The 23048-nt window shown below is 64.4% G+C and carries 22 protein-coding genes and 1 other RNA gene; 11 read left to right on the plus strand and 12 right to left on the minus strand.

The annotated features are described in order from the left end of the window. Window positions 1-177: 177 nt before the first annotated feature. The 5 genes from FFI89_RS32580 to ffs form a co-directional block, all read right to left on the minus strand. A complete protein-coding gene (locus FFI89_RS32580; RefSeq protein ID WP_138831552.1) occupies window positions 178-612 on the minus strand; it encodes a hypothetical protein in 435 nt (144 codons plus the stop codon). A 24-nt stretch (window positions 613-636) separates the two neighbouring features. Further along, window positions 637-1242, minus strand: a complete 606-nt coding sequence (gene recR, locus FFI89_RS32585) for a recombination mediator RecR (protein ID WP_138831553.1) — start codon at window positions 1240-1242, stop codon at window positions 637-639. 55 nt (window positions 1243-1297) lie between these two features. Beyond that, a complete protein-coding gene (locus tag FFI89_RS32590; protein WP_138831554.1) occupies window positions 1298-1618 on the minus strand; it encodes a YbaB/EbfC family nucleoid-associated protein in 321 nt (106 codons plus the stop codon). Between the two features lie 35 nt (window positions 1619-1653). Continuing rightward, on the minus strand, window positions 1654-3519 hold the full coding sequence (locus FFI89_RS32595; RefSeq protein WP_138831555.1) for a DNA polymerase III subunit gamma/tau: 1866 nt from the start codon (window positions 3517-3519) through the stop codon (window positions 1654-1656). Between the two features lie 108 nt (window positions 3520-3627). Continuing rightward, an RNA gene (gene ffs / locus FFI89_RS32600) (signal recognition particle sRNA small type) lies at window positions 3628-3724 on the minus strand. 196 nt (window positions 3725-3920) lie between these two features. Here ffs and FFI89_RS32605 point away from each other — a divergent pair. The 4 genes from FFI89_RS32605 to FFI89_RS32620 all read left to right on the plus strand — a co-directional run bounded on the left by FFI89_RS32605 (window position 3921) and on the right by FFI89_RS32620 (window position 6914). Next, a complete protein-coding gene (locus FFI89_RS32605) occupies window positions 3921-4346 on the plus strand; it encodes an HIT domain-containing protein (RefSeq protein WP_138831556.1) in 426 nt (141 codons plus the stop codon). 3 nt (window positions 4347-4349) lie between these two features. Then, on the plus strand, window positions 4350-5300 hold the full coding sequence (gene nudC, locus FFI89_RS32610; RefSeq protein ID WP_138831557.1) for an NAD(+) diphosphatase: 951 nt from the start codon (window positions 4350-4352) through the stop codon (window positions 5298-5300). An 81-nt stretch (window positions 5301-5381) separates the two neighbouring features. Then, the gene (locus FFI89_RS32615) at window positions 5382-6344 is read left to right on the plus strand and encodes a sugar kinase (RefSeq protein ID WP_138835914.1); all 963 of its coding nucleotides are present in this window, start codon (window positions 5382-5384) and stop codon (window positions 6342-6344) included. A 69-nt stretch (window positions 6345-6413) separates the two neighbouring features. Further along, a complete protein-coding gene (locus tag FFI89_RS32620) occupies window positions 6414-6914 on the plus strand; it encodes an Lrp/AsnC family transcriptional regulator (protein ID WP_138831558.1) in 501 nt (166 codons plus the stop codon). A gap of 23 nt (window positions 6915-6937) precedes the next feature. Here the strand turns inward: FFI89_RS32620 and FFI89_RS32625 are convergent, their stop codons facing one another. The 4 genes from FFI89_RS32625 to FFI89_RS32640 all read right to left on the minus strand — a co-directional run bounded on the left by FFI89_RS32625 (window position 6938) and on the right by FFI89_RS32640 (window position 13119). Then, a complete protein-coding gene (locus FFI89_RS32625) occupies window positions 6938-8437 on the minus strand; it encodes a phosphomannomutase/phosphoglucomutase (RefSeq protein ID WP_138831559.1) in 1500 nt (499 codons plus the stop codon). Between the two features lie 121 nt (window positions 8438-8558). After that, a complete protein-coding gene (locus FFI89_RS32630) occupies window positions 8559-9062 on the minus strand; it encodes a TIGR02281 family clan AA aspartic protease (protein ID WP_138835915.1) in 504 nt (167 codons plus the stop codon). A 139-nt stretch (window positions 9063-9201) separates the two neighbouring features. After that, the gene (hrpB, locus tag FFI89_RS32635; RefSeq protein WP_168213122.1) at window positions 9202-11679 is read right to left on the minus strand and encodes an ATP-dependent helicase HrpB; all 2478 of its coding nucleotides are present in this window, start codon (window positions 11677-11679) and stop codon (window positions 9202-9204) included. Window positions 11680-11799: 120 nt separating this feature from the next. Further along, window positions 11800-13119 carry a UDP-glucose/GDP-mannose dehydrogenase family protein gene (locus tag FFI89_RS32640; RefSeq protein ID WP_138831560.1) on the minus strand — a complete coding sequence of 440 codons (1320 nt, stop codon included), beginning with the start codon at window positions 13117-13119 and terminating at the stop codon, window positions 11800-11802. A gap of 280 nt (window positions 13120-13399) precedes the next feature. Between FFI89_RS32640 and FFI89_RS32645 the strand changes: the two genes are divergently transcribed. From FFI89_RS32645 to FFI89_RS32660, 4 genes are all read left to right on the plus strand, one after another. After that, the gene (locus FFI89_RS32645) at window positions 13400-14479 is read left to right on the plus strand and encodes an acyltransferase family protein (RefSeq protein ID WP_138831561.1); all 1080 of its coding nucleotides are present in this window, start codon (window positions 13400-13402) and stop codon (window positions 14477-14479) included. 103 nt (window positions 14480-14582) lie between these two features. Beyond that, window positions 14583-17591 (plus strand): DNA polymerase I, encoded by a 3009-nt coding sequence (gene polA, locus FFI89_RS32650; RefSeq protein ID WP_138831562.1) that lies wholly within the window; start codon window positions 14583-14585, stop codon window positions 17589-17591. 45 nt (window positions 17592-17636) lie between these two features. Further along, entirely contained in the window at window positions 17637-18269 is a 633-nt protein-coding gene (locus tag FFI89_RS32655) for a LysE family translocator (RefSeq protein WP_371722185.1), read from the plus strand. A 97-nt stretch (window positions 18270-18366) separates the two neighbouring features. Further along, window positions 18367-19002, plus strand: a complete 636-nt coding sequence (locus FFI89_RS32660; protein WP_138831563.1) for a LysE family translocator — start codon at window positions 18367-18369, stop codon at window positions 19000-19002. A gap of 145 nt (window positions 19003-19147) precedes the next feature. On the opposite strand, the gene FFI89_RS32665 is transcribed toward FFI89_RS32660, so the two are convergent. After that, window positions 19148-19774 (minus strand): glutathione S-transferase family protein, encoded by a 627-nt coding sequence (locus FFI89_RS32665; RefSeq protein WP_138831564.1) that lies wholly within the window; start codon window positions 19772-19774, stop codon window positions 19148-19150. Between the two features lie 181 nt (window positions 19775-19955). Between FFI89_RS32665 and pyrE the strand changes: the two genes are divergently transcribed. Together pyrE and FFI89_RS32675 are read left to right on the plus strand one after the other, a co-directional pair. Then, window positions 19956-20522, plus strand: coding sequence for an orotate phosphoribosyltransferase (gene pyrE / locus FFI89_RS32670; protein WP_138831565.1), 567 nt, complete (start codon window positions 19956-19958; stop codon window positions 20520-20522). A 259-nt stretch (window positions 20523-20781) separates the two neighbouring features. After that, the gene (locus FFI89_RS32675) at window positions 20782-21588 is read left to right on the plus strand and encodes a DUF2865 domain-containing protein (protein ID WP_246669322.1); all 807 of its coding nucleotides are present in this window, start codon (window positions 20782-20784) and stop codon (window positions 21586-21588) included. A 109-nt stretch (window positions 21589-21697) separates the two neighbouring features. On the opposite strand, the gene FFI89_RS32680 is transcribed toward FFI89_RS32675, so the two are convergent. Continuing rightward, window positions 21698-22129 carry a hypothetical protein gene (locus FFI89_RS32680; protein WP_074820148.1) on the minus strand — a complete coding sequence of 144 codons (432 nt, stop codon included), beginning with the start codon at window positions 22127-22129 and terminating at the stop codon, window positions 21698-21700. A 134-nt stretch (window positions 22130-22263) separates the two neighbouring features. On the opposite strand from FFI89_RS32680, the gene FFI89_RS32685 reads away from it, so the two are divergent. Beyond that, window positions 22264-22770, plus strand: coding sequence for a DUF3658 domain-containing protein (locus FFI89_RS32685; RefSeq protein ID WP_168213124.1), 507 nt, complete (start codon window positions 22264-22266; stop codon window positions 22768-22770). 10 nt (window positions 22771-22780) lie between these two features. On the opposite strand, the gene FFI89_RS32690 is transcribed toward FFI89_RS32685, so the two are convergent. Continuing rightward, complete coding sequence (locus FFI89_RS32690; protein ID WP_138831567.1) at window positions 22781-23002, minus strand: hypothetical protein; 222 nt, start codon at window positions 23000-23002, stop codon at window positions 22781-22783. Window positions 23003-23048: the final 46 nt, after the last annotated feature.

Genomic DNA, 23048 nt, shown 5'->3' on the forward strand with positions numbered 1-23048 from the left:
ACTTGTCGTCACCCACGAAAGCGGGTGACCCAGTATCCCACCGCTGTTGGGATCAAGCCGCGATGCCGCGGCGTACTGGATCGCCCAGTCCCGGCTACGCCAAGGCTTCGCCAGGGCTTCCCTATGCTGGCTCGCCGAAGCTTTGGCGGAGGCGGCAAGCCGGGCGACGACAGCTGTCTAGTGCCTGGTCACCACGCTCCATTTGGTAATGACGGCTTCGCTCATCTGCCCGGCGTCCTGCGCGCAGGCGACTTCATCGACCTTCACCGAGATTTCCTTGCCGATGAAATTCTTCAGTTGCGCCGCCTGCGCGTCGCTGTTGGTGATGAGCTGGAACGTCTCGGGGCCGGTCTCGAGATTGCAGAGCCCATTCGGCGGCGGCAGCCGGCGCGGCTCGCTGGTGACCTGATAGGTACTGACCTTGGTACCCCGTTTGCCGCCACGGACTTTCATGGCGCTGAGTTCACCCGACAGCACGTCACCGGAATTGATCGGCTTGCCGGCCTTCGCCGGCGCGGGCTCGGCCTGCTGCGCGTGTGCGGCAGGCGCAGCCAGAGCCACGGCCACCATCGCCGCAAAGCAGGAGCGCTTGCCGAATCGTCGTTTCGTCATGTCGATCAGTTCCGTCTGTGATGGTTAGAACAGCGTTCGCTGCCGCATGGCAGCCGATAGCGTACCTTCGTCGAGATAATCAAGCTCGCCGCCGACGGGAACACCGTGAGCGAGCCGCGTTACCCTGACATTGGCTTCCTGCAGGAGGTCGGTGATGTAGTGCGCGGTGGTCTGGCCGTCCACCGTGGCATTCAGCGCGAGGATGACTTCGCTGACCTGCGAATCGTGCGCGCGCGCCACCAGCGCGTCGATGGTGAGATCCTGCGGACCGACGCCGTCGAGCGGCGACAGCGTGGCGCCGAGCACGTGATAGCGGCCATTGGTCGCATTGGCCCGTTCCAGCGCCCAGAGGTCGGCGACGTCAGCGACCACGACGATGATCGCGCCGTCGCGCCGCGGATCGGTGCACACCGTGCAGGGGTTTTGGGTGTCGATATTGCCGCAGGTCTTGCAGACCTGAATCTTGTCGATCGCCACCTGCAATGCGCCGGCCAGCGGCGTCATCAGCGCCTCGCGCTTCTTGATCAGATGCAGCGCCGCGCGCCGTGCCGAGCGCGGGCCAAGGCCGGGCAGCCGCGCCAGGAGCTGGATCAGGCGTTCGATTTCGGGGCCGGCAACCGCAGAAGCCATTTCAGATCAGACCAAGCATTCAGGTAGGGCCAAGCGTTCAGGTAAGACCAAGCGTTCAGGTAAGACCAAGACCTGGCGGCAGGCCGAGCCCGCCGGTCAGCGCCTGCATCTTTTCCTGCATCGCCGTCTCCGCCTTGCGGCGGGCGTCATTATGCGCCGTCACCAGCAGGTCTTCGAGCACTTCGCGCTCCTCGGCCTTCATCAGTGACGGGTCGATTTTGACGCCTTTCACTTCCATCTTCGCGGTCATGCGCACGGCGACCAGGCCGCCGCCGGAAATGCCCTCGACCTCGACATTGCCGAGCTCTTCCTGCATCGCCTGCATCTTGGATTGCAGTTGCGCCGCCTGCTTCATCATACCGAGAAAATCAGCCATCGTGTTTCCTTGGGTGCGTCGTCTCGAGATCTCGATCAATCGTCGTCGCTGTCGGAACTCTCAGCGGGGTCTTCCCCGGTAGCATCGGATTCCGGCGGCTCGGCGGCAAGCTTGCGCACTTCGACGACCTTGGCGCCGGGAAACCGCGCCAGCACCTCCTGGACGCGCGGATCGGCCTCCGCGGCGCGGGCGTGCTCGTTCTTCCTGACCTCGTTCTGTGAACGCAGCGTCGGTTCGCCGGCTTCGTTGGACACGATCACGGTCCAGCGCCGCCCGGTCCACTGTTCCAGCTTGCGGGAGAGATCGTTGACCATCCCCCGCGCCGCGTTGCGCTCCAGTGCCACTTCCAGCCGCCCATCCTCGATGCGAACCAGCCGCATGTCGGACTCCAGCGCCATCTTGGCCATGATGTCGCGCTTCTCGCCGGCCAGCGCGACGAGTTGCGGGAAGCTCGTGATCCGCAACGCCGGCGTCGCGTTCGCCGCGGGCTGCGGCGCCGTCATTTGCGGTCGCGCGGACGCTTCGGCGCCGCTTCGCGGCGACGTCGACATACGCATCGGCGAGGAAGACATGGACGACGAAGCTGCGGACGATGAAGACGATACCGTCGAGGCTGGCGCCACGCGCGACGACGCCGCGGAACTCGCGGCAGCCTGTGCGCCACCACCGTTCTGCTCGATCATTCGGATCGCTTCGTCCGGCGTCGGCAGGTCGGCGACATAGGCGATGCGCACCAGCACCATTTCGGCCGCGGCCGCCGGCCGCGTCGCGGTCTGCACCTCGGTGATGCCCTTGAGCAGCATCTGCCACATCCGCGACAGCACCCGCATCGACAGCTTGGAGGCGAACTCGCGGGCGCGGACGCGCTCGGTCTCGCCGAACGCGACGTTGTCGGCGGTGGCCGGGACGATCTTCACGCGAGTGACGAAATTGACGAATTCGGCGAGATCGGACAGCACCACCACCGGATCGGCGCCGACGTCGTATTGGGCACGGAATTCGTTGAAGGCGCCGGCGAGATCGCCGCGCGCCAGGGAATCGAACAGGTCGATCACGCGGGTGCGATCGGCCAGCCCCAGCATCTGCCGCACCGCGTCGGCGCGCACCGTGCCCGCCGCATGCGCAATCGCCTGATCGAACAGCGACAGCGAATCGCGAACCGAGCCTTCCGCGGCGCGGGCGATGACGCCGAGCGCCTCGGGTTCGACCTCGACGCCTTCCTTGGTCGCGATGTTGGAGAGATGCCCCATCAGCACGTCGGCCTCGACCCGGCGCAGATCGAAACGCTGGCAGCGCGACAGCACCGTGACCGGAACCTTTCGGATTTCGGTGGTGGCGAAGACGAATTTGGCGTGTTCCGGCGGCTCCTCCAGCGTCTTCAGGAAGGCGTTGAAGGCCGCGGTCGACAGCATGTGGACTTCGTCGATGATGTAAACCTTGTAGCGGGCGCTGGCCGGCGCATAGCGCACGCTGTCGTTGATCTGGCGCACGTCGTCGACGCCGGTATGGGAGGCGGCGTCCATTTCCAGCACGTCCATGTGCCGGCTTTCCATGATCGCCTTACAATGCACGCCGAGATCCGGCATGTGGATGGTCGGCCCCTTCACCGAACCATCGGGCTTTTCGTAGTTCAGCGCACGGGCGAGAATCCGCGCCGTGGTGGTTTTGCCGACCCCGCGGACGCCGGTCAGAATCCAGGCCTGCGGAATTCGCCCGGTTTCGAACGCATTCGAGACCGTGCGGACCATGGCCTCCTGGCCGATCAGGTCTTCGAAACTGGAGGGGCGGTATTTGCGCGCCAGCACCCGGTAGGGCTTGGCCGCATCCGGCGCGCCGCCGAGCGCGAAACCGCCCTGGTTGGCGCTTTCGGGATGATCGGGGGGAGCGCCAGCATCACTCATCGGTCGATCCGCAATTGATTGTCTCTCAAGGCCGGCTTGCGGAAAGGAACGAAATCAAGCGCACGGCAGGGACTGGCCGCTTCCATGCGCTTTTCGCTCGAAAAACAGGTAGGAGACTGACGAGCGACCCGATCCGGACCTCGTTAGGGCTGCTTCCTTCCGGACCTGACCCGGTTGGCGAGAGGCTCGTCCACCGCCAATCTCCCGGTCCTTATTTGGGGCCAAAAGGGCCGGAAAGCAAGCGGGGTGGCATGGGTTTGCGGGGCTTGTGCAGAAACCGGGAAAGGCATTAGTTGCCGTCATGCCCGGGCCTGTCCCGGGCATCCACGCCTTCCTTTCGTTCCCCGGCAGAGAGAGACGTGGATGGCCGGGACAAGCCCGGCCATGACGAGGAAATATGCATGCCCTCTGACGTCTCCGACTGGTCGCTGCACTCCCAGCTCAAGAAAGACACCATCGACATCGGCGACCTGCCGCTGTGCCGGGTGCTGGTCATCAAGGACGCGCATTATCCGTGGCTGTTGCTGGTGCCGCGCCGGAACAATGCGGTGGAAATCATCGATCTCGACGAGGTCGGCCAGGCGCAGTTGATGACCGAAATCTCCCGGGTCGCCAAAGCGCTCAAGGAGGTCACCCAATGCGACAAGCTGAATATCGCGGCATTGGGCAATCTGGTGCCGCAGCTCCATGTCCACGTCATCGCACGGCGGTCGAATGATGCCGCCTGGCCGCGTCCGGTCTGGGGCGTGATGCCGCCGCTGGCGCATGACGCCGAGGAAGTACAGAATTTCATCAGCGCACTTCGCCGCAAGATCTGGTTGGGTTGAATTATGTCTGCATTCGATAAGTATCCGCTCGGAAAGCCCGCTTTCGTCACCAACGTTCTCGACCGCGCCGCGCATCTGCGTTCTGACGACGAAAAGCTGTTCGCGCTGGAAAGCCGTCGCGACGCCCGCGCGTATGTGATCTACCGCGACTCGCTGGTGGTAAAGCAGGAGGCCGACGGCCCGCGCATGCTGCTTGGTGTCGACGAGGCGGTAAAGCTCGGCGCCAATCCCGGCACGATCTTCTTAGGGTTGCGCGATGGCGCGCCGCTGTTCGGCATGGGCATCGCCGCAACGGCCGTGGAAAAGCTGATGGGGCGCGATGATGTCGCCGTCACCGAACTGCGCGGCATGGCGATGCAGGGTCTCGCTCCGGTAGAACAACTCTCTGCGATCGCGATGGCCAAATCGATGGTGACCTGGCATCAGCGTCACGGCTTCTGCGCCAATTGCGGCACTCGCACCGCGATGAAGGAAGGCGGCTGGAAGCGCGAGTGCCCGAGCTGCAAGGCCGAACATTTTCCGCGCACCGATCCCGTCGTGATCATGCTGGTCACGCATGGCGATCGAATCCTGCTGGGCCGGCAGAAGCAGTTCATGCCCGGGATGTATTCGTGCCTGGCCGGATTCGTCGAGGCGGCCGAGACGATCGAGGACGCGGTCCGCCGCGAGATTTTCGAGGAAAGCGGAATCCGCTGCACCGACGTCAACTATTACATGACGCAGCCCTGGCCCTACCCGTCTTCGCTGATGATCGGCTGCACCGCGCGCGCCACCACCGAGGAAATCGTCGTCGACCGTGTGGAACTCGAGGACGCACGCTGGTTCACCCGCGCCGAGGCGACCCTGATGCACAAGCGCGAGCATCCCGACGGCCTTTTTGCCGCCCATCCGTTCGCGATTGCGCATCATTTGATCGGCCGCTGGGTGCATGGGAGCGGCAATAACGGCGCATAGCGGGAACCGTCCGATGGACCAGTCGATTAACTCCGGACCAAGGTTCCGGCACAGTACGGAGCCGGCATGACGGATCCCCGGATGAATTTTCAAGGCAAAGCGCCCAAAATCCCGCCACGTATTCTGTGCATCGGAATGCCGGTGCGCGACCTGACCTTCCGGGTCAGCGGCGTTCCCGCCCGTGGTTCCAAGGAAAACGCGACCCACTTCGAGGAAATCTGCGGCGGCAATGCACTCAATGCCGCCATCGGCATCGTGCGCCTCGGCGGCCGCGCCTCGGTCTGCGGGCCGATGGGCGATGCCCGTGACACTTCGGACCGGTACATCTTCGACAAGCTCGCGCATGAAGGCATCGAAACCAAGCACGTGGTCCACATGCCGGGCCTGGTGACCCCGATTTCGGCCATCATGATCGATCCAAGCGGCGAACGTACCATTGTTACCTTCCGCGATCCCGAGCTCTGGAAAGTCCACCTGCCGCCCACCGAAACGCTGCTGGACGACTGCGCCGCCATTCTCACCGAAAGCCGCTGCGCGGAGTTCTGCACCGACCTCTGCGCCGAGGCGGTCCGGCGCGGCATCCCCGTCATCGTCGACGTCGACCGCGCGATGTCGCTGCGCGAGGGGCTGCTGAACGCGTCCTCGCATCTGGTGTTCTCGAGCGAACCGCTGCAGGAGACCGCCGCTATCGCCGACGATGCCAAGGCGCTGCACAAGATCGCCAAGCTGACCAAGTCGTTTCTGGCGGGCACGCGGGGGCCCCGGGGCACCATCTGGCTCGACGAGAACGGGGCGATCCAGGAGACGCCGGCGTTCCCGGTCCACACCGTGGATACGCTGGGCGCCGGCGACGTGTTCCACGGCGCCTTCGCGCTCGCCATCACCGAGAAGCAGGAACTGCGGCAGGCGCTCCGATTCGCCTCGGCCGCCGCAGCGCTGAAATGCACTCGGTTCGGGGGCGCCTTCGCAGCCCCGCAACGTGCTGAAGTTGAAGCACTTTTGAATCAGAACCAGGGGGCCGACCCGGCCCGGACCACCCCGTAGTGAGGGCTTGCCTGAGAAGAATTTTCTATATATGAGGTAGATAAACCTCGCCTATGGAACATTTTTCTCATGACCGACCTAGCCGTTCATATCCCTGAAGCCAATCGGCGCCTCGACGCCATCGACCGCAAAATCCTGACCGTATTGCAGGAGGACGCCTCCCTGTCGGTGGCCGAGATCGGCGACCGGGTCGGGCTGTCATCGACGCCGTGCTGGAAGCGCATCCAGCGGCTGGAGGCCGACGGCGTGATCCTGCGCCGGGTCGCCCTGGTCGATCAGAACAAGATCGGGCTCGGCATTTCGGTGTTCGTCTCGGTCGAGAGCTCCGATCATTCCGAAGCCTGGCTGAAGACCTTCGCCGGCGCCGTCAGCGCCATGCCTGAGGTGATGGAATTCTACCGGATGGCCGGCGACGTCGATTACATGCTGCGCGTCGTGGTCGCGGACATGGCAAGCTATGACGTGTTCTACAAAAAGCTGATCAGCGCCGTACCGCTGAAGAACGTCACGTCGCGCTTTGCGATGGAGAAGATCAAGTCGGTCACCGCGTTGCCGGTGCCGGCGGCGTAACGGGACGAGGCGAAGAACGCCCCTTAGATCTTCTGATTGTACTCGCCGACCTCGGGATGCGTGCGCAGCACTGAATCCATCGCCTCGAACAAATCCCGCATCCGCTGCTCGCTGACGGGGCTCTCGACCACGACGACCAGTTCCGGCTTGTTGGATGAAGCCCGCACCAGGCCCCAGCTACCGTCCTCGACGGTGACGCGCACGCCGTTGACGGTGACGAGATCGCGGATCTTCTGCCCCGCGACCTTCTCGCCGTTTTTCTGCAGCGCCTCGAAATGCCTCACCACGGCATCGACGACGCCGTATTTGGTTTCGTCGGCGCAGTGCGGCGACATGGTCGGCGACGACCAGGTCTTCGGCAGCGCGTCTTTCAGGTCCGCCATCGACTTGCCGGGCGCGCGATCCAGCATCTCGCAGACCGCGATCGCCGACACCAGACCGTCGTCATAGCCGCGGCCGTACGGCTTGTTGAAGAAGAAGTGGCCGGATTTCTCGAAGCCGGCCAGCGCACCGAGCTCGTTGGTGCGGCGCTTCATGTGGGAATGGCCGGTCTTCCAATAGGTCGTGTGGGCGCCCTGCTTCTGCAGCACCGGATCGGTCACGAACAATCCGGTCGACTTCACGTCGACCACGAATTGCGCATTTTTGTGGATCGCCGACATGTCGCGCGCCAGCATGACGCCGACCTTGTCGGCGAAGATTTCCTCGCCGGTATTGTCGACCACGCCGCAGCGGTCGCCGTCGCCGTCGAAGCCGAGGCCGACATCGGCCTTGTGCGCGAGCACCGCATCGCGGATCGCGTGCAGCATCTCCATATCTTCGGGGTTCGGATTGTATTTCGGGAAAGTGTAGTCGAGTTCGGTGTCGAGCGGGATCACCTCGCAACCGATCGCTTCCATCACCTGCGGCGCAAATGCGCCGGCGGTGCCGTTGCCGCAGGCGACCACGACCTTCAGCTTGCGCTTGAGCTTCGTGCGTTTGGTGAGATCGGCGATGTAGCGCGCCGGAAAATTTTCGTGAAACTGATAGGCGCCGCCGGCCTTGTTGTTGAATTCGGCGTTGAGCACGATCTGCTTCAGCCGCGTCATCTCGTCGGGGCCGAAGGTCAGCGGACGGTTGGCGCCCATCTTGACGCCGGTCCAGCCGTTGTCGTTGTGCGAGGCGGTGACCATCGCGACGCAGGGCACGTCGAGATCGAACTGCGCGAAATAGGCCATCGGCGTCACTGCGAGCCCGATGTCGTGCACCTTGCAGCCTGCCGCCATCAGGCCCGACATCAGCGCGTATTTGATCGAAGCCGAATAGCTGCGGAAGTCGTGGCCGACGACGATTTCCTGCTTGACGCCAAGTTCCGCAATCAGCGCGCCGAGCCCCATGCCCAGCGCCTGAATGCCCATCAGGTTGATTTCCTTTTCGAACAGCCAGCGCGCGTCGTATTCGCGGAAGCCGGTCGCCTTCACCATCGGGGCGGATTCGAAAGCATAGGTATTCGGAACCAGCACGGGTTTCGGCTTAGGAAACATCAGACAGCCTTGTCGTCAAAAAGGAAAAGGAACACCGCAGCCTTAGCGGATGCATCGGCGCGGCGATAGGCGGGATCGGCGTTGTGACGGCTAATTGCGGCGGTTTGGTAACCGGGAAACCTTACTGCTCCAGCACCATCTTGCCGTTGGCGTATTCGAAGCGCTTCAGCTTCGAAAGGAACGACAGGCCGAGCAGGTTTTCCGACAGCGCTGCGTCCGGCAGCACCATGGCATCGACGTCACGCACCACGAGGCCACCGATTTCGACCATGGCGAGCCGCGTGCGGGCCGCCTTGATGGTGCCGTTGGCGGTGCTGACGGTCGCATTGTAGTCGCCGCGGGCCGGGCGCAGGCCGAACCGCGCCGCGGACTTCTCGTTGAGCGCAACCACCGAGGCGCCGGTGTCGACCATGAAGTCGATACGCTGACCGTCAATCCTGCCGTCGGTCTGGAAATGGCCGCGGGCGTCGCGCGCAATGCTCAAGCTGCGGCCGGAGGCCGGCGCTTCCGTCTCGACGGAAGCCTTTCGCGGAGCTGTGGTAGCGGAAGCCGCCGCCGGCGACAGCTTGTCCGCCATCTGCGCCATGAAGGTGCCGAGGCCGACCAGGACGGCGGCAAAGATCATCAGGTTACGCATGACGCCACACACTCGTTTCCGGGGCGGCCGATATCACCACGGCAGCCGCCAAACCGCGACTAACAAGGGCGGCCAGGACCGTCATTTTGGCGAAAAGGATGAGTGAAGTGTTAACGGCGAGCGCGGATTACGTCCCCCGCGGCTTGACCCGCCGCGTCGGCAGCGCGCTGGCGGGGTCTTCCGGCCAGGGATGCCGGGGATAGCGGCCGCGCAAATCGGAGCGAACCGCGGCGTAGCTGCCGCGCCAGAAGCCCGGCAGATCGCGCGTCACCTGCACCGGCCGCTGCGCCGGCGACAACAGTTCCAGCACCAGCGGCACCGCGCCCTTGGCGATCGAGGGATGGGTGTTGAGCCCGAACAATTCCTGCAGCCGGACCGCAATGGTCGGGCCCTGCTCGGCCTCATAGTCGATAGCCAGCATGGTGCCGGTCGGCGCTTCGAAATGCGTCGGCGCTTCGCGCTCCAGCCGCGCGCGCAATTCCCACGGCAACAGCCCCATCAGCGCGTCCGCGAGATCGCCGGCCGAAACCTCCTTCAGCGAAATCTTGTCGTAGAGCGCGGGCACCAGCCAGTTCTCGGCCTCAGTCGCGAGCGCTGCATCCGACAGATCGGGCCAGCTATCGCCTTCGGCCTTGCGTAAGAACATGACGCGGTCGCGCCATTGTTGCAGCGATTTCGACCATGGCAATTTGTCGAATCCTGCGGCGATCAGTCCCGCGGCGAAAATGCGCGCCGTTTCCGCCGAAGGCAACAGCGCCATCGGTGCTTCCGACAGCGTGATCGCGTGCAGCGTCTTTTTGCGGCGCGCGCGCAGCGCCATAGCCGCGCGATCGAACGAAATCTCCTCGGTGTTTTCGATCTGGCCGGCAAAGCGCAGTTCGATATCGGCCTGGGTGATCGACGCCGCCAGCAGGATACGCCCCTGCGCCGCCGTGCCGGTCAATTCGCCGACCGCGATATAGGGCGCCCGCGCCAGCGACGAGGTTTGTTCGACCGCGGCGCCGCGGCCGTTGGCGAGCACGAAGCTGCCATTGCCGCGGTTGCGCGCCACCCTGTCGGGAAAGGCAAACGCCAGCATGATGCCGGAGGATGGTGCGGTGTCCTCGGCGGGCGCCCCCTCGGTCGACGCCACCTGCGAGGCCCAACGCTGCGCGAGACTCCGCGCGCTCGAAGCGCGCTGCGAGCGGTCGCGGCGGAACTGATCGAGCCGCACGTCGAGATCGACACTGTCGCCGCCGAGGCCGCGTTCGGTCAGGATGGCCGCGATTTCGGCGGCCTCCTCGCCGGCGCCGAGCCGGTGCGAATCCACGATCATGCGCGCCAGCCGCGGCGGCAACGCCAGCGCGCGGAGACTCTGGCCTTCAGCAGTGATCCGGCCATCGCCGTCGAGCGCGCCGAGTTCGCTGAGCAGGCTGTTCGCTTCCTTCAGTGCCGGCGCGGGCGGCGAATCGAGAAAGGCCAGCGTCGTGGGGTCGCTGACGCCCCATTGCGCGAGATCGAGCACCATCGAGGACAGGTCGGCGCTTAGGATTTCGGGTTGGGTGTAGGCCGCCAGCGAGGCGGTCTGCGGCTCGTCCCACAGCCGGTAACACACGCCGGGCTCGGTGCGGCCGGCGCGGCCACGGCGCTGATCGACCGCGGCGCGCGAGGCGCGCACGGTCTCCAGCCGTGTCAGGCCGATATCCGGCTCGTAGCGCGGCACCCGCGCCATGCCGGAATCGACGACGATGCGGACGCCTTCGATGGTCAGCGAGGTCTCGGCAATGGACGTTGCCAGCACCACCTTGCGGCACCCCTTCGGCGCCGGCGCGATGGCACGGTCCTGCACGGTGGCATCGAGCGCGCCGAACAGCGGCACGATCTCGATGCCGGCGTCGTGGACGCGTTCGCCGAGGAAATTCTGGGTGCGGCGGATTTCGGCGGCGCCCGGCAGGAAAGCCAGCACCGAGCCGGGATCGGCGCGTAGCGCCGTTGCGATGGCATCCGCCATCTGCCGTTCCAGCGGCGCATCGGGCTTGCGGCCGAGATAACGGGTCTCGACCGGAAAGGCGCGGCCCTCGCTGGCGATGACGGGGGCGTCACCGAGCAGTTTGGCGACCCGCGCGCCATCGAGCGTCGCCGACATCACCAGAATGCGCAAATCCTCGCGCAAGCCGGTCTGGGCGTCCCGCGCTAGCGCCAGGCCCAAATCGGCATCGAGCGAGCGCTCGTGAAATTCGTCGAACAGCACGGCGGCGACGCCGTTGAGTTCGGGGTCGTCGAGAATCTGCCGCGCGAAAATTCCCTCGGTCACGACCTCGATCCGGGTCGCGCGCGAAACCTTCGAGCCGAAGCGAACGCGGTAGCCGACCGTCTCGCCGGCGCGTTCGCCGAGCGTCTTCGCCATGCGTTCGGCACTGGCCCGCGCCGCGATCCGGCGCGGCTCCAGCATGATGATCTTTCTGCCCTTCAGCCAGGGCGCGTCGAGTAGCGCCAGCGGCACCCGCGTGGTCTTGCCGGCGCCCGGCGGCGCCACCAGCACCGCGGCGTTGTGGCCGGCCAGCGTGCGCGCGAGTTCATCGAGCACGACGTCGATCGGAAGCGGCGTATCAAAAGTGCGAGGCAACTTATCTGACCCGTCATCACCCGCGAATGCGGGTGATCCAGTAAACGCAGGTGTCACCGGTTACGAACACCGGGCGTACTGGATACCCCGCATGCGCGGGGTATGACAACTGTGGTTGGGCTACAGTCCCGGCTCGACGCCCCGCCCGACGCTCTCGTAGACGAAGCCGTGGGCTACCATGTCGTCGGCGCGATAGATGTTGCGCAGGTCGACCACGACGGGGTGCGCCATCGCGCTCTTGATGCGGTCGAGGTCGAGCGCGCGAAACTGCACCCACTCGGTGACGATCACCAGCGCATCGGCGCCGCGCACGCACTCATAGGGGTCCTCGCAATATTCGATATCGGGCAGTTCCTTGCGCGCCTGTTCCATGCCGACCGGATCGTGGGCGCGCACCTTGGCCCCCATGTCGAGCAGCCCGGTGACCAGCGGAATCGACGGCGCCTCGCGCATGTCGTCGGTATCCGGCTTAAAGGTCAAACCGAGCACCGCGACGGTCTTGCCGCGCAGATTGCCGCCTACCGCGTTGGCGACCTTGCGTGCCATCGCGCGCTTGCGGTTGTCATTGACGCCCAGCACGGCCTCGACGATGCGCAACTGCACATCGTGGTCGAGCGCGATCTTCACCAGCGCCCGGGTATCCTTCGGAAAGCAGGAACCACCGAAGCCCGGTCCGGCGTGCAGGAATTTCGAGCCGATGCGGTTGTCGAGCCCGATGCCGCGCGCGACTTCCTGTACATTGGCGCCGACCTTTTCGGAGAGATCGGCGATCTCGTTGATGAAGGTGATCTTGGTGGCGAGAAATGCGTTGGCCGCGTATTTGATCAGTTCCGCGGTCCGCCGCGCCGTGAACATCAGCGGCGCCTGGTTCAGCGACAGCGGGCGATAAAGGTCTCCCATCACCTTGCGGGCGCGTTCGTCCGAGGTGCCGACCACGATGCGATCCGGAAACTTGAAATCGCGGATCGCCGCACCCTCGCGCAGGAATTCCGGATTGGAGGCAACCGCAACGTCAGCCGAAGGATTGGTTTCGCGGATCAGCCGCTCGACTTCGTCGCCGGTCCCGACCGGCACGGTCGATTTGGTGACGACCACGGTGAAGCCGGACAATGCGGCGGCGATCTCCCGCGCGGCGCTGTGCACGTAAGTGAGGTCGGCGTGGCCGTCGCCACGCCGCGACGGCGTGCCGACCGCGATGAACACCGCGTCGGCTTCCGCGACCGGCGTGGTCAGGTCGGTGGTGAAGTCGAGCCGCTTGGCCTTGACGTTCGACGCCACCAGCGCATCGAGGCCGGGTTCGAAAATCGGGATCTTGCCTCGCAGCAATGCAGCGATCTTGCCGGCATCCTTGTCCACGCAGGTGACCTGGTGGCCGAAATCGGCAAAGCAGGCGCCGGACACCAGCCCGACATAGCCCGTTCCAATCATGGCAATGCGCATCGATCAACCCGTTTCCAGGGCCGAACCGTTCTGGCCAAATCAGAACCTGGTCTTCAGCCCTTGTTTTGAAGCGCTTTCTTTACCCGAGCCGGCTTCGATTTCGCTCGAAACGCAATGTGGTGGTTAACGCCCGTTCAGCTTTGCATCGCCTCTTAAAACATTTGGCGGCAAAGAGGAAACCCGAAAAAAGCGGGAATCCGGCATGTCATTTGTATGAATAAAGGAGAAAGAAACCGATCAGGCAGATGATGGCACTTTACCGAGCCGAAAAGAGACATTGATGACCGTAAACGGCACATCCGCCATGTCAAAGCGACCCGCTTTTGCGGGGGCCCCGGCGCGGCCTGACCGTGTCGACTGGGTGGACTATGCCAAGGGCATCTGCATCGTCATGGTGGTGATGATGCATTCGGTGCTGGGCGTGGAGGCCGCGGCCGGCCAGACCGGCTTCATGCACCTTGTCGTGATGTTCGCCAAACCGTTCCGGATGCCGGATTTCTTCCTGATTTCAGGGCTTTTCCTCTCTGTCGTGATCGACCGCGAATGGCGCACCTATCTCGACCGCAAGGTGGTCCACTTCGCCTATTTCTATGTGCTGTGGGTGACGATCCAGTTCGGCTTCAAGGCGCCTTCATTCGCCGCCGAGAGCAGCTGGCATCATGTCGGTTACCTGTATCTGGAATCCTTCATCGAGCCGTTCGGCACATTGTGGTTCATCTATCTGCTGCCGATCTTCTTCGTCGTCACAAAACTGTCACGCCGAATCCCGCCGCTGGCAATCTGGCTCGTGGCAGCGGCACTCGAGATGACGCATGTCGCCACCGGCTGGACCGTGATCGACGAATTCTGCGCGCGCTTCGTGTATTTCTATTCCGGCTACTGGGCTGCCGCTTACGTGTTCGCGCTGTCGGACCGCGCGCGGGCGCGGCCTGCGCTCGCGCTTGGAGGACTTGCGCTGTGGGCGCTCGTCAATGGCTGCCTGGTGGCATCGGGCTTCAGCGAATGGCCCTTCGTTTCGCTGGCGCTCGGGTTTGCGGGTGCCTGCGCCATCATCGTGATGGGCACGCTGCTGGCACAGCGGCATTGGCTCAACTTCCTGCGCTATTGCGGCGAGCATTCCATCGTCATCTACCTCGCCTTCTTCCTGCCGATGGCGGCAACCCGGACGCTGCTGCTGCGCAGCGGGCTGATCGCCGACATCGGCACGGTCTCGCTGATCGTGACCCTCGCGGGAGTGGCAGGTGCTGTGGCGATCTGGCGGCTGGCGCTGGCGCTGCATGCCAACTTCCTGTTCGAGCGCCCCGATGCGTTCTGGATCGCGCCGAAAAAGACGAAACCGGTGCTGCAGGCGGCGGAGTAGGGTTTTTCACATCCGCTTTTTGCTGTCGATGACGGTGTGTATTGGGGTCAAAATCCGCCGCCCGAGGCTGTCAATCCCGCGCAAAAATCCCTAAATTTCGGCCATGCCGAAAACAGCCCCCAAAGCCGCCGCAAAGCCCGATGCCGTCAAAGCCCTCAAGAAGGGCGACCATGTCTTTCTGGTCGACGGTTCCTCCTACATTTTCCGCGCCTATCACGCGCTGCCGCCGCTCAACCGCAAATCCGACGGGCTGCAGGTCAATGCCGTGCTCGGTTTCTGCAACATGCTGTGGAAGCTGTTGCGCGACATGCCGCCGGACAACCGGCCGACGCATCTGGCGATCATTTTCGACAAGTCGGAGGTCACCTTCCGCAACAAGCTTTACCCGGATTACAAGGCGCACCGGCCGCCGGCGCCGGATGACCTGATTCCGCAATTTTCGTTGATCCGCGACGCCGTGCGCGCCTTCGACCTGCCCTGCCTGGAACAAGGCGGCTTCGAGGCCGACGACCTGATCGCGACCTACGCCCGCGAGGCCGGCGAACGCGGCGCCACGGCCACCATCGTGTCCTCCGACAAGGATCTGATGCAACTCGTCACCGACAAGGTCACGATGTTCGACACCATGAAGGACCGCCGCATCGGCATCGCCGAAGTGATCGAGAAGTTCGGCGTGCCGCCCGAGAAGGTGGTCGAGGTGCAGGCGCTGGCCGGCGATTCCACCGACAACGTGCCGGGCGTGCCCGGCATCGGCATCAAGACCGCGGCACAACTGATCGTCGAATATGGCGACCTCGAAACGCTGCTGAAGCGCGCCGGCGAGATCAAGCAGCCGAAGCGGCGCGAGGCCCTGATCGAGAACGCCGAGAAGGCGCGGATTTCGCGCCGGCTGGTGCTGCTCGACGACAAGGTCGCGCTCGACGTGCCGCTCGACGAACTCGCCGTGCACGAGCCTGATGCCCGCAAGCTGATCGCCTTCCTCAAGGCGATGGAATTCTCCACCCTGACCCGACGCGTCGCCGACTATTCGCAGATCGACCCCGCCGACGTGGAAGCGGACGCGGCCAGCAAGAGCGGCGCCAATGCCACCTCGGCCTCGCCTGCTCAGGCCAAATCAGCTGGCGACACCGGCGATCTGTTTGCGAGCCCGCCCGCCACCGTCAAGCCCGGCGCCGACAAGCAGGACAAGGCCGCCAGCGTCAAGGGAACCCCGATCTCGCTCGCGGCTGCCCGCGCCGAGGCCGCGCGAAAACTGCCGGTCGATCGAACGAGGTACAAGACCATCCGCAGCCTCGACGAACTCAAGGCCTGGATCATCCGCGCCTGGGACGCCGGAACGTTCGCGATCGATACCCAGGCCAATACCGACGATCCGATGCAGGCCGAAATCATCGGCATCGCACTGGCGCTGGCGCCGAACGATGCCTGCTACGTGCCGCTGGCCCACAAGCAGTCCGGCGGCGGCGACGGCCTGTTCGACGCCGGTCTCGCGCCGGACCAGATCACGGCCGGCGATGCGCTGGCGGCGTTGAAGCCGCTGCTGGAGTCGGCCGGGATTTTGAAGATCGGCTTCAACATCAAGTTCAACGCCGTGATGCTGGCGCAGCACGGCATCACCGTGCGCAACCTCGACGACGCGCAGCTGATGTCCTACGCGCTCGATGCCGGACGCAATGCTCATGGGCTCGACGCGTTGGCCGAACGCTGGCTCGGCCACGCCATGATCGGTTACGGCAACCTCACCGGCAGCGGCAAGAACAAGCTCGGCTTCGATCAGGTCGCGATCGACAAGGCAACGGAATACTCCGCCGAGATCGCCGACGTGACCCTGCGGTTATCGCGCCTGCTGAAGCCGCGCCTCATCGCCGAGCACATGAATGTGGTCTACGAGACGCTGGAGCGGCCCCTGGTCAGCGTGCTGGCGCGGATGGAGCGGCGCGGCATCTCGATCGACCGGCAGGTACTGTCGCGGCTGTCGGGCGAATTCGCGCAGACCGCGGCACGGGTCGAGGCCGAGCTTCAGGAAATCGCGGGCGAGCCGATCAATGTCGGCAGCCCGAAGCAAATCGGCGACATCATCTTCGGCAAGATGGGGATCACCGGCGGCAGCAAGACCAAGACCGGGGCGTGGTCGACCTCGGCGCAGGTGCTCGACGAACTCGCCGAACAGGGTCACGAATTCCCGAAGAAGATTCTGGAGTGGCGGCAGGTATCGAAACTGAAATCGACCTATACCGACGCGCTGCCGGAATATGTTCATCCGCAGACCCATCGCGTACACACCACCTACGCGCTGGCGGCGACCACCACCGGTCGCCTTTCGTCCAACGAGCCGAACCTGCAGAACATCCCTGTTCGTACCGAGGACGGCCGCAAGATCCGCCGCGCCTTTGTCGCCACCCCCGGCCACAAGCTGGTGTCGGCCGATTATTCGCAGATCGAATTGCGGCTGCTGGCCGAGATCGCCGATATCCCGGTGCTGAAGCAGGCCTTCCGCGACGGGCTCGACATTCACGCCATGACGGCGTCCGAAATGTTCGGCGTGCCGATCAAGGACATGCCGAGCGAAGTGCGGCGCCGCGCCAAGGCGATCAACTTCGGCATCATCTACGGCATCTCGGCGTTCGGTCTCGCCAACCAGCTCGGCATCGCCCGCGAGGAAGCCTCCGCCTACATCAAGAAGTATTTCGAGCGCTTTCCGGGCATCCGCGCCTACATGGATGCGACGCGCGATTTCTGCCGCGCCAACGGCTATGTCGAGACGCTGTTCGGACGGAAATGTCATTACCCTGATATCAAGGCCTCCAACGCCTCAGTCCGTTCCTTCAACGAGCGTGCCGCGATCAACGCACGATTGCAGGGGTCCGCGGCCGACATCATCCGCCGCGCCATGACGCGGATGGAAGATGCGCTGGCGGAGAAGAAGCTTTCGGCGCAGATGCTGCTGCAGGTGCATGACGAACTGATTTTTGAGGTCCCCGACAAGGAAGTGGCGGCGACGCTGCCGGTGGTGCAGCACGTGATGCAGGACGCGCCGTTCCCGGCGGTGCTGCTCTCGGTCCCACTGCAGGTCGACGCCCGCGCGGCCAACAACTGGGACGAAGCGCATTGATGCACGGCGCGCGTTTCGTTCGGTTGTCCTGTCGGAGTGGGGCCCTTGGCTGACATCCATCCGTTGCTTGCCTTCGCGTTGACGGCGCTCGTTATCGAGATCACGCCCGGCCCCAATATGACCTACCTCGCGGCGCTGTCGCTCTCGAGCGGCATACGCACCGGGTTCGCTGCGGTCTGCGGCATCGCGCTGGGCCTGATGACCTATGGTGTCGTCGCGGCGTTCGGGCTTGCCGCGGTCATCGACAACTCGCCGCTGCTCTACGGTCTGCTGCGATGGGGCGGCGTGCTCTTCCTGCTGTGGCTCGCCTGGGACGCATGGTCGGGTCAGTCCGATGGCTCATCCGAAGCGTGCAGCGGGAACGAGCGGCCATGGCCGGCATTCCGGCGCGGCCTGATCACCAACCTGCTCAATCCCAAGGCTGCGGTGTTCTATGTCGCCGTGCTGCCCGAGTTCGTTCGGCCCGATGGCGGATCTGTCGCCTCGCAGACACTGCTGCTCAGCCTCATTTATGTCGCGATCGCGACGCTGATCCATTCGGTGATCGTCGCGCTGGCCGGCGCGATGCAGTCGACCATCAACGTCGCCAACAACCGCCGGGCCATCCGCGGGGCGTTTGCGCTGGCGCTGGTCGGCATCGCGGTCTGGTTTGCGGTCGCGACCGGCTATTCGCGATAATTGATCCGAGAACCGCCGCTCAACTCGGAACAATTCCGACATGGCCCCGCGCCGGATGACGCGCTAAATGGGGGGCATCCCCTCGCGCGAGTCTGCCATGCCTCACATTGCCACGCTGCTCGGTTTCGCCCTGGTCTCGCTCGGCATGGTACTGACGCCGGGGCCGAACATGATCTACCTGATCTCGCGCTCGATCACGCAAGGCCCCGCGGCGGGCATCGTGTCGCTCGGCGGCGTCGCGCTCGGTTTCGTGTTCTACATGCTGTGCGCGGCGTTCGGCATCACCGCGCTGTTGTTCGCGGTGCCCTACGCCTATGACGCGCTGCGGTTCGCCGGCGCCGCCTACCTGCTGTGGATGGCATGGCAGGCGTTGAGGCCGGGCGGCCGTTCGCCGTTTCAGGTCAAGAAATTGCAGGTCGACGGCCCGCGCAAATTGTTCGCGATGGGGTTCGTCACCAACCTGCTGAACCCCAAGATCGCGATGCTGTATCTGGCGCTGCTGCCGCAGTTCATCGATCCCGCGGTGGGCAGCGTGCTGACGCAGTCGCTGGCGCTCGGCGCGATCCAGATCGTCATCAGCGTCAGCGTCAACGCGATGATCGCGCTCGCGGCCGGATCGATCGCGGTGTTTCTCGGCACGCGGCCGACCTGGCTGTTGGTGCAGCGCTGGCTGATGGGAACGGTGCTGGCGGGACTTGCGGTGCGGATGGCGCTGGAGACACGGAAGGCGTGAGCTCTTCCCCTCTCCCCTTGTGGGAGAGGGTGGATGCGATGCGCAGCATCGCAGACGGGTGAGGGGTTGCCTCCACGGATAAAGACCCCTCATCCGGCGCTTCGCGCCACCTTCTCCCACAAGGGGAGAAGGGAAGATCGTCACCTCAATCCAGCTTCGCTTCCATGCCGCGCTTGGTGGCGGGGCGCGCCATCAGCGCGTTGTACCAGCGCTCGACATTGGGAAAATCCTTCAGCTCGACCTTGTGGCGCGGGTGGCGCCAGGCCCAGCCGAGGATCGCGAAATCCGCGACCGACAGCGCGTCGGCGACGAACTCGCGGCCCGCCAGCCGCCGGTCGAGTACGCCATAGAGGCGACGGGTCTCGGCCATGTAGCGCTTCAGGCCATAGGCGCGGTCGGTTTCGCTCTCCAGCGCGATGAAATGGTGCACCTGGCCCGGCATCGGCCCGAACCCGCCCATCTGCCACATCAGCCATTCATAGACCGGGATGCGACCGGTCAGCGGTTGCGGCAGGAACTTGCCGGTCTTCTCGCCGAGATAAAGCAAAATCGCCCCGGATTCGAACACGCTGACCGGCTTGCCGTCGGGGCCATCAGGATCGACGATCGCGGGGATCCGGTTGTTCGGGCTGATCTTGAGGAAGGCGGGCGCCATCTGCTCGCCCTTGCTGATATTCACCGGAAACACCTTGTAGGGCAGCCCCATCTCCTCCAGCGCGACCGAGATCTTGCGGCCGTTCGGCGTGTTCCAGGTGTGCAGTTCGATGGTCATTTCCGGCTTCCCCACAAAGACTTTGACCTCCCGTAGCGCGGAACCTCGCCGGTCTACAACTGCGCTTTGCGCGGGCCGCGCCTGCGTCTCGTGGTACCCTGTTGACGGCGCCAGATCGGCTCTGGAATGTCCCTGCCAGCATCGATAGATTGCGCGCCACCTCAAAACGCCGAGCAAAACCTTGTCCAAATCAGCCTCCCGCGCCCGCCTCGCCGAAATCATCCGCAAGCGTTCGTTCGGCCGCGGCGAGATCACGCTGGCCTCGGGCCGCAAGAGCGACTTCTACTTCAATCTCAAGCCGACCATGCTCGATCCCGAAGGCGCGGCGCTGCTGGCGGAACTGACCTATGAAGCGCTGAAGGACGACAACCTCGATTTCGTCGGCGGGCTCGAGATGGGCGCGGTGCCGCTGGCCGGCGCGATCGCGCAACTGTCGTGGCTCAAGGGCCATCCGATCGCCGCGTTCTTCGTGCGCAAGAAGCCGAAGGAGCATGGCGCCCGCCTCGCCGTCGAAGGCCTCGCCAAGGGCGAGAGCCTGCAGGGCAAGCGCATCGTGATCGTCGAGGACGTCACCACGACCGGCGGCTCGGCCCTGAAGGCGGCCGAGGCCGTGCGCGAGGCCGGCGGCGAGATCGTGCTGGTCTTCACCATGGTGGACCGCGACGAAGGCGCGACCGAAGCGTTTGCCGAAGCCGGCATTCCGTTTCGCTCGCTCTACAAGGCCGGCGAGTTTTTGAAGGACTCGTGATCTGGATCCAGCCTATCCTTCGTCATGCCCGGGCTTGACCCGGGCATCCACGACTTGACGGTGTCGACGCGAGAAAGACGTGGATGGCCGGGTCAAGCCCGGCCATGACGGGAGCGGAGCATTCGCCCTCTCTCTGCCATCCATTTCTTTCCCCTTTCCCGCGCCCTGTGCACCGCTCGTTTACCATCGCGATTTATCGTGAATCGTACTGAAGCCCGTTGTGCTTCGGCGCGTAGTGTTGCGTTGGGTGGAGTTGGCGTTGCGTACAGAGTTGGCTTTTTTGCGCGTGCGGCGCCGCGCGACGCTTGTTGCCGCCATCATCGCGGGATCGCTCACGCTGGCCCCCGGCAGTGTTTCTGCCGAAGGCCTGTTCGACATGTTTTTCGGCGGCGCCCAGAAACAGCAGGCGCGGTCGGCCACGCCGCAGGCGAGCTTCTTCGCCGATCCGTTTGCCAATAACCAGCCGGCACCGCAGCCCGCGCCTACGCAGCGCGTGGCCGGCTCCGGACCCGCCTTCTGTGTCCGAAGCTGTGACGGCAAGTACTTTCCGCTGACCATGCGCGGCAACGCCTCGGCGGCCCAGACCTGCCAGGCCTTCTGTCCCGCCAGCGCCACCAAGGTGTTCTACGGCAGCCATATCGACGGCGCGGCATCCAGCACCGGCGAGCGCTACGCCGACAGTGAAAACGCCTTCGCCTACCGCAAGGCGCTGCGCGCCGATTGCACCTGCAACGGGCGAAGTCCCTCCGGCCTGGCGCCGGTCGACCTGACGCTCGACACCTCGCTCCGCTCCGGCGACGTGATCGCCACGACCGACGGCCTGGTCGCCTATACCGGCGTCCGCCTCGGCGCCGAGCAGACCGCGGAATTCACGCCGGTCGCGAGCTATCCTGGTCTTACCGCCGACGTTCGCGCGCGGCTCGGCGAAATGAAGGTCGCCCCCGTCAGCGCCGAAATGGTCCGCGAGACCGTGATGCCCGAAGCCAGCCGCGAAGTCGCGCTGCCGGCGTCGGTGGTGCCGAAGACGGTTGCGCCCAAGGCGGCGAAGCGGGCGGAAGTAAATTAACCTGGACCTCATGGTGAGGAGCACGCGAAGCGTGCGTCTCGAACCATGAAGCCCCCATGCAGCCATCCTTCGAGACGGCGCTGACGCGCCTCCTCAGGATGAGGACCAATCACCGCCCGACGATGACGCCGATCACGTTCGGCGCCGACAGATACTTCTCCTCGATCGCCGCCCGCGACGCCGCGCGGTTTTCCGGCGTCAGCAATCCGCGCTTTTCGGCGAGGATCATCCAGCAATAGCCCCACCAGTCCGTCAGCATGCCCTGATCGTCGACGAGGTCGTAGCCCTGCTCGGCGGCGAAGATCCGCGCATGCGCCTCATCGAGCGTGTCGAGCCAGGCATGGTCCGCGACCGAGAACAGATCGTCGCTGAAATCGTCGGTGGTGTAGCCCCACACCGACATGCAGACGGCGTTGAACTCGCGGTCGATGGCGTCGTCATCGACGGCCTGCCGTCGCGAGGTCTGATGCAGCCGCGACAGCGAGCGCGCGAAGTCGGCGATGCGGGTAAGGGCGAACTGATCGAAGGCGATGGTGGACATGTAGTCCTCACAAACTCGGATAGACCATAGATATTGTGTCGGCACGACACCGAATCACAATGATATATCAAGTACTTGCTAAAATGTTCTTAATTTGTTCCAATTGGCTTCGAAGATTTCAACGGGGCGGGATAATGGACCGGGAACAAGCGACCGAGATTCACAAGCACCTCCGGGATGCCAACGATGCCGTCGACCGCGCGACTGGTGTGGCGCTCAATCTCGGGATGGAAGACCGCAAAATCTTCGCCGCCCTCCTCCGTGGGTTCTATCGGGACTGCGACGGAATACTCGAGCGAATTTACGCCAGCTATCCCGACTTGCGGCCACGGCCCCCACCGCAAGAAGAACCTGAAATCAGCAGTCCACTTCGATGGGCCGATGTCATTCTTCCGGCGTCCGTGACCGCAGCCGACCTCGACCGGATCATCTTTTCAAAGCTGGGCGCGCGACCGATGAAGACCGCTCGGATCGTGGGCGACGTCGCGGTAGAATGCGAAAGACTAGCTTGGCCGATTACGTCGGAAATCATCGGCGCTCGCATTGAGGAGATGGCTGAGCAAGATCGCATCGACAGTGAGGGCGACCTTCGCTACTGGCGCCACAGCGAAATCCGGCTGAAGCCGGAAGATCCGGACTAGATCAGCGACCTCACATCGCCGACAGCAGCTTGTCGCCGCAATAGTTGGCGTAGAATTTTCCGCCGCATTGCCGCTTGATCGCAGCGCAGCGGGCGGCGGGCGAGGCATTGGCCGGAACGCTGAAGGAGCAGCTCAGTCCGTCGGCACTCTTGCCAGCGGCAAAGGCGGCGCTGGTGGCGCTGATGCAGAATACCAGCAGTGCGGCGGCGGCGATCTCGATCATCAATCTCATGGCCGATCCCTCCCAAACTGTCGCGATCTCCCAGCTTTCCCGCTCG

Origin of the sequence: Bradyrhizobium sp. KBS0727, assembly GCF_005937885.2 — a bacterium.
Lineage (GTDB): Bacteria > Pseudomonadota > Alphaproteobacteria > Rhizobiales > Xanthobacteraceae > Bradyrhizobium.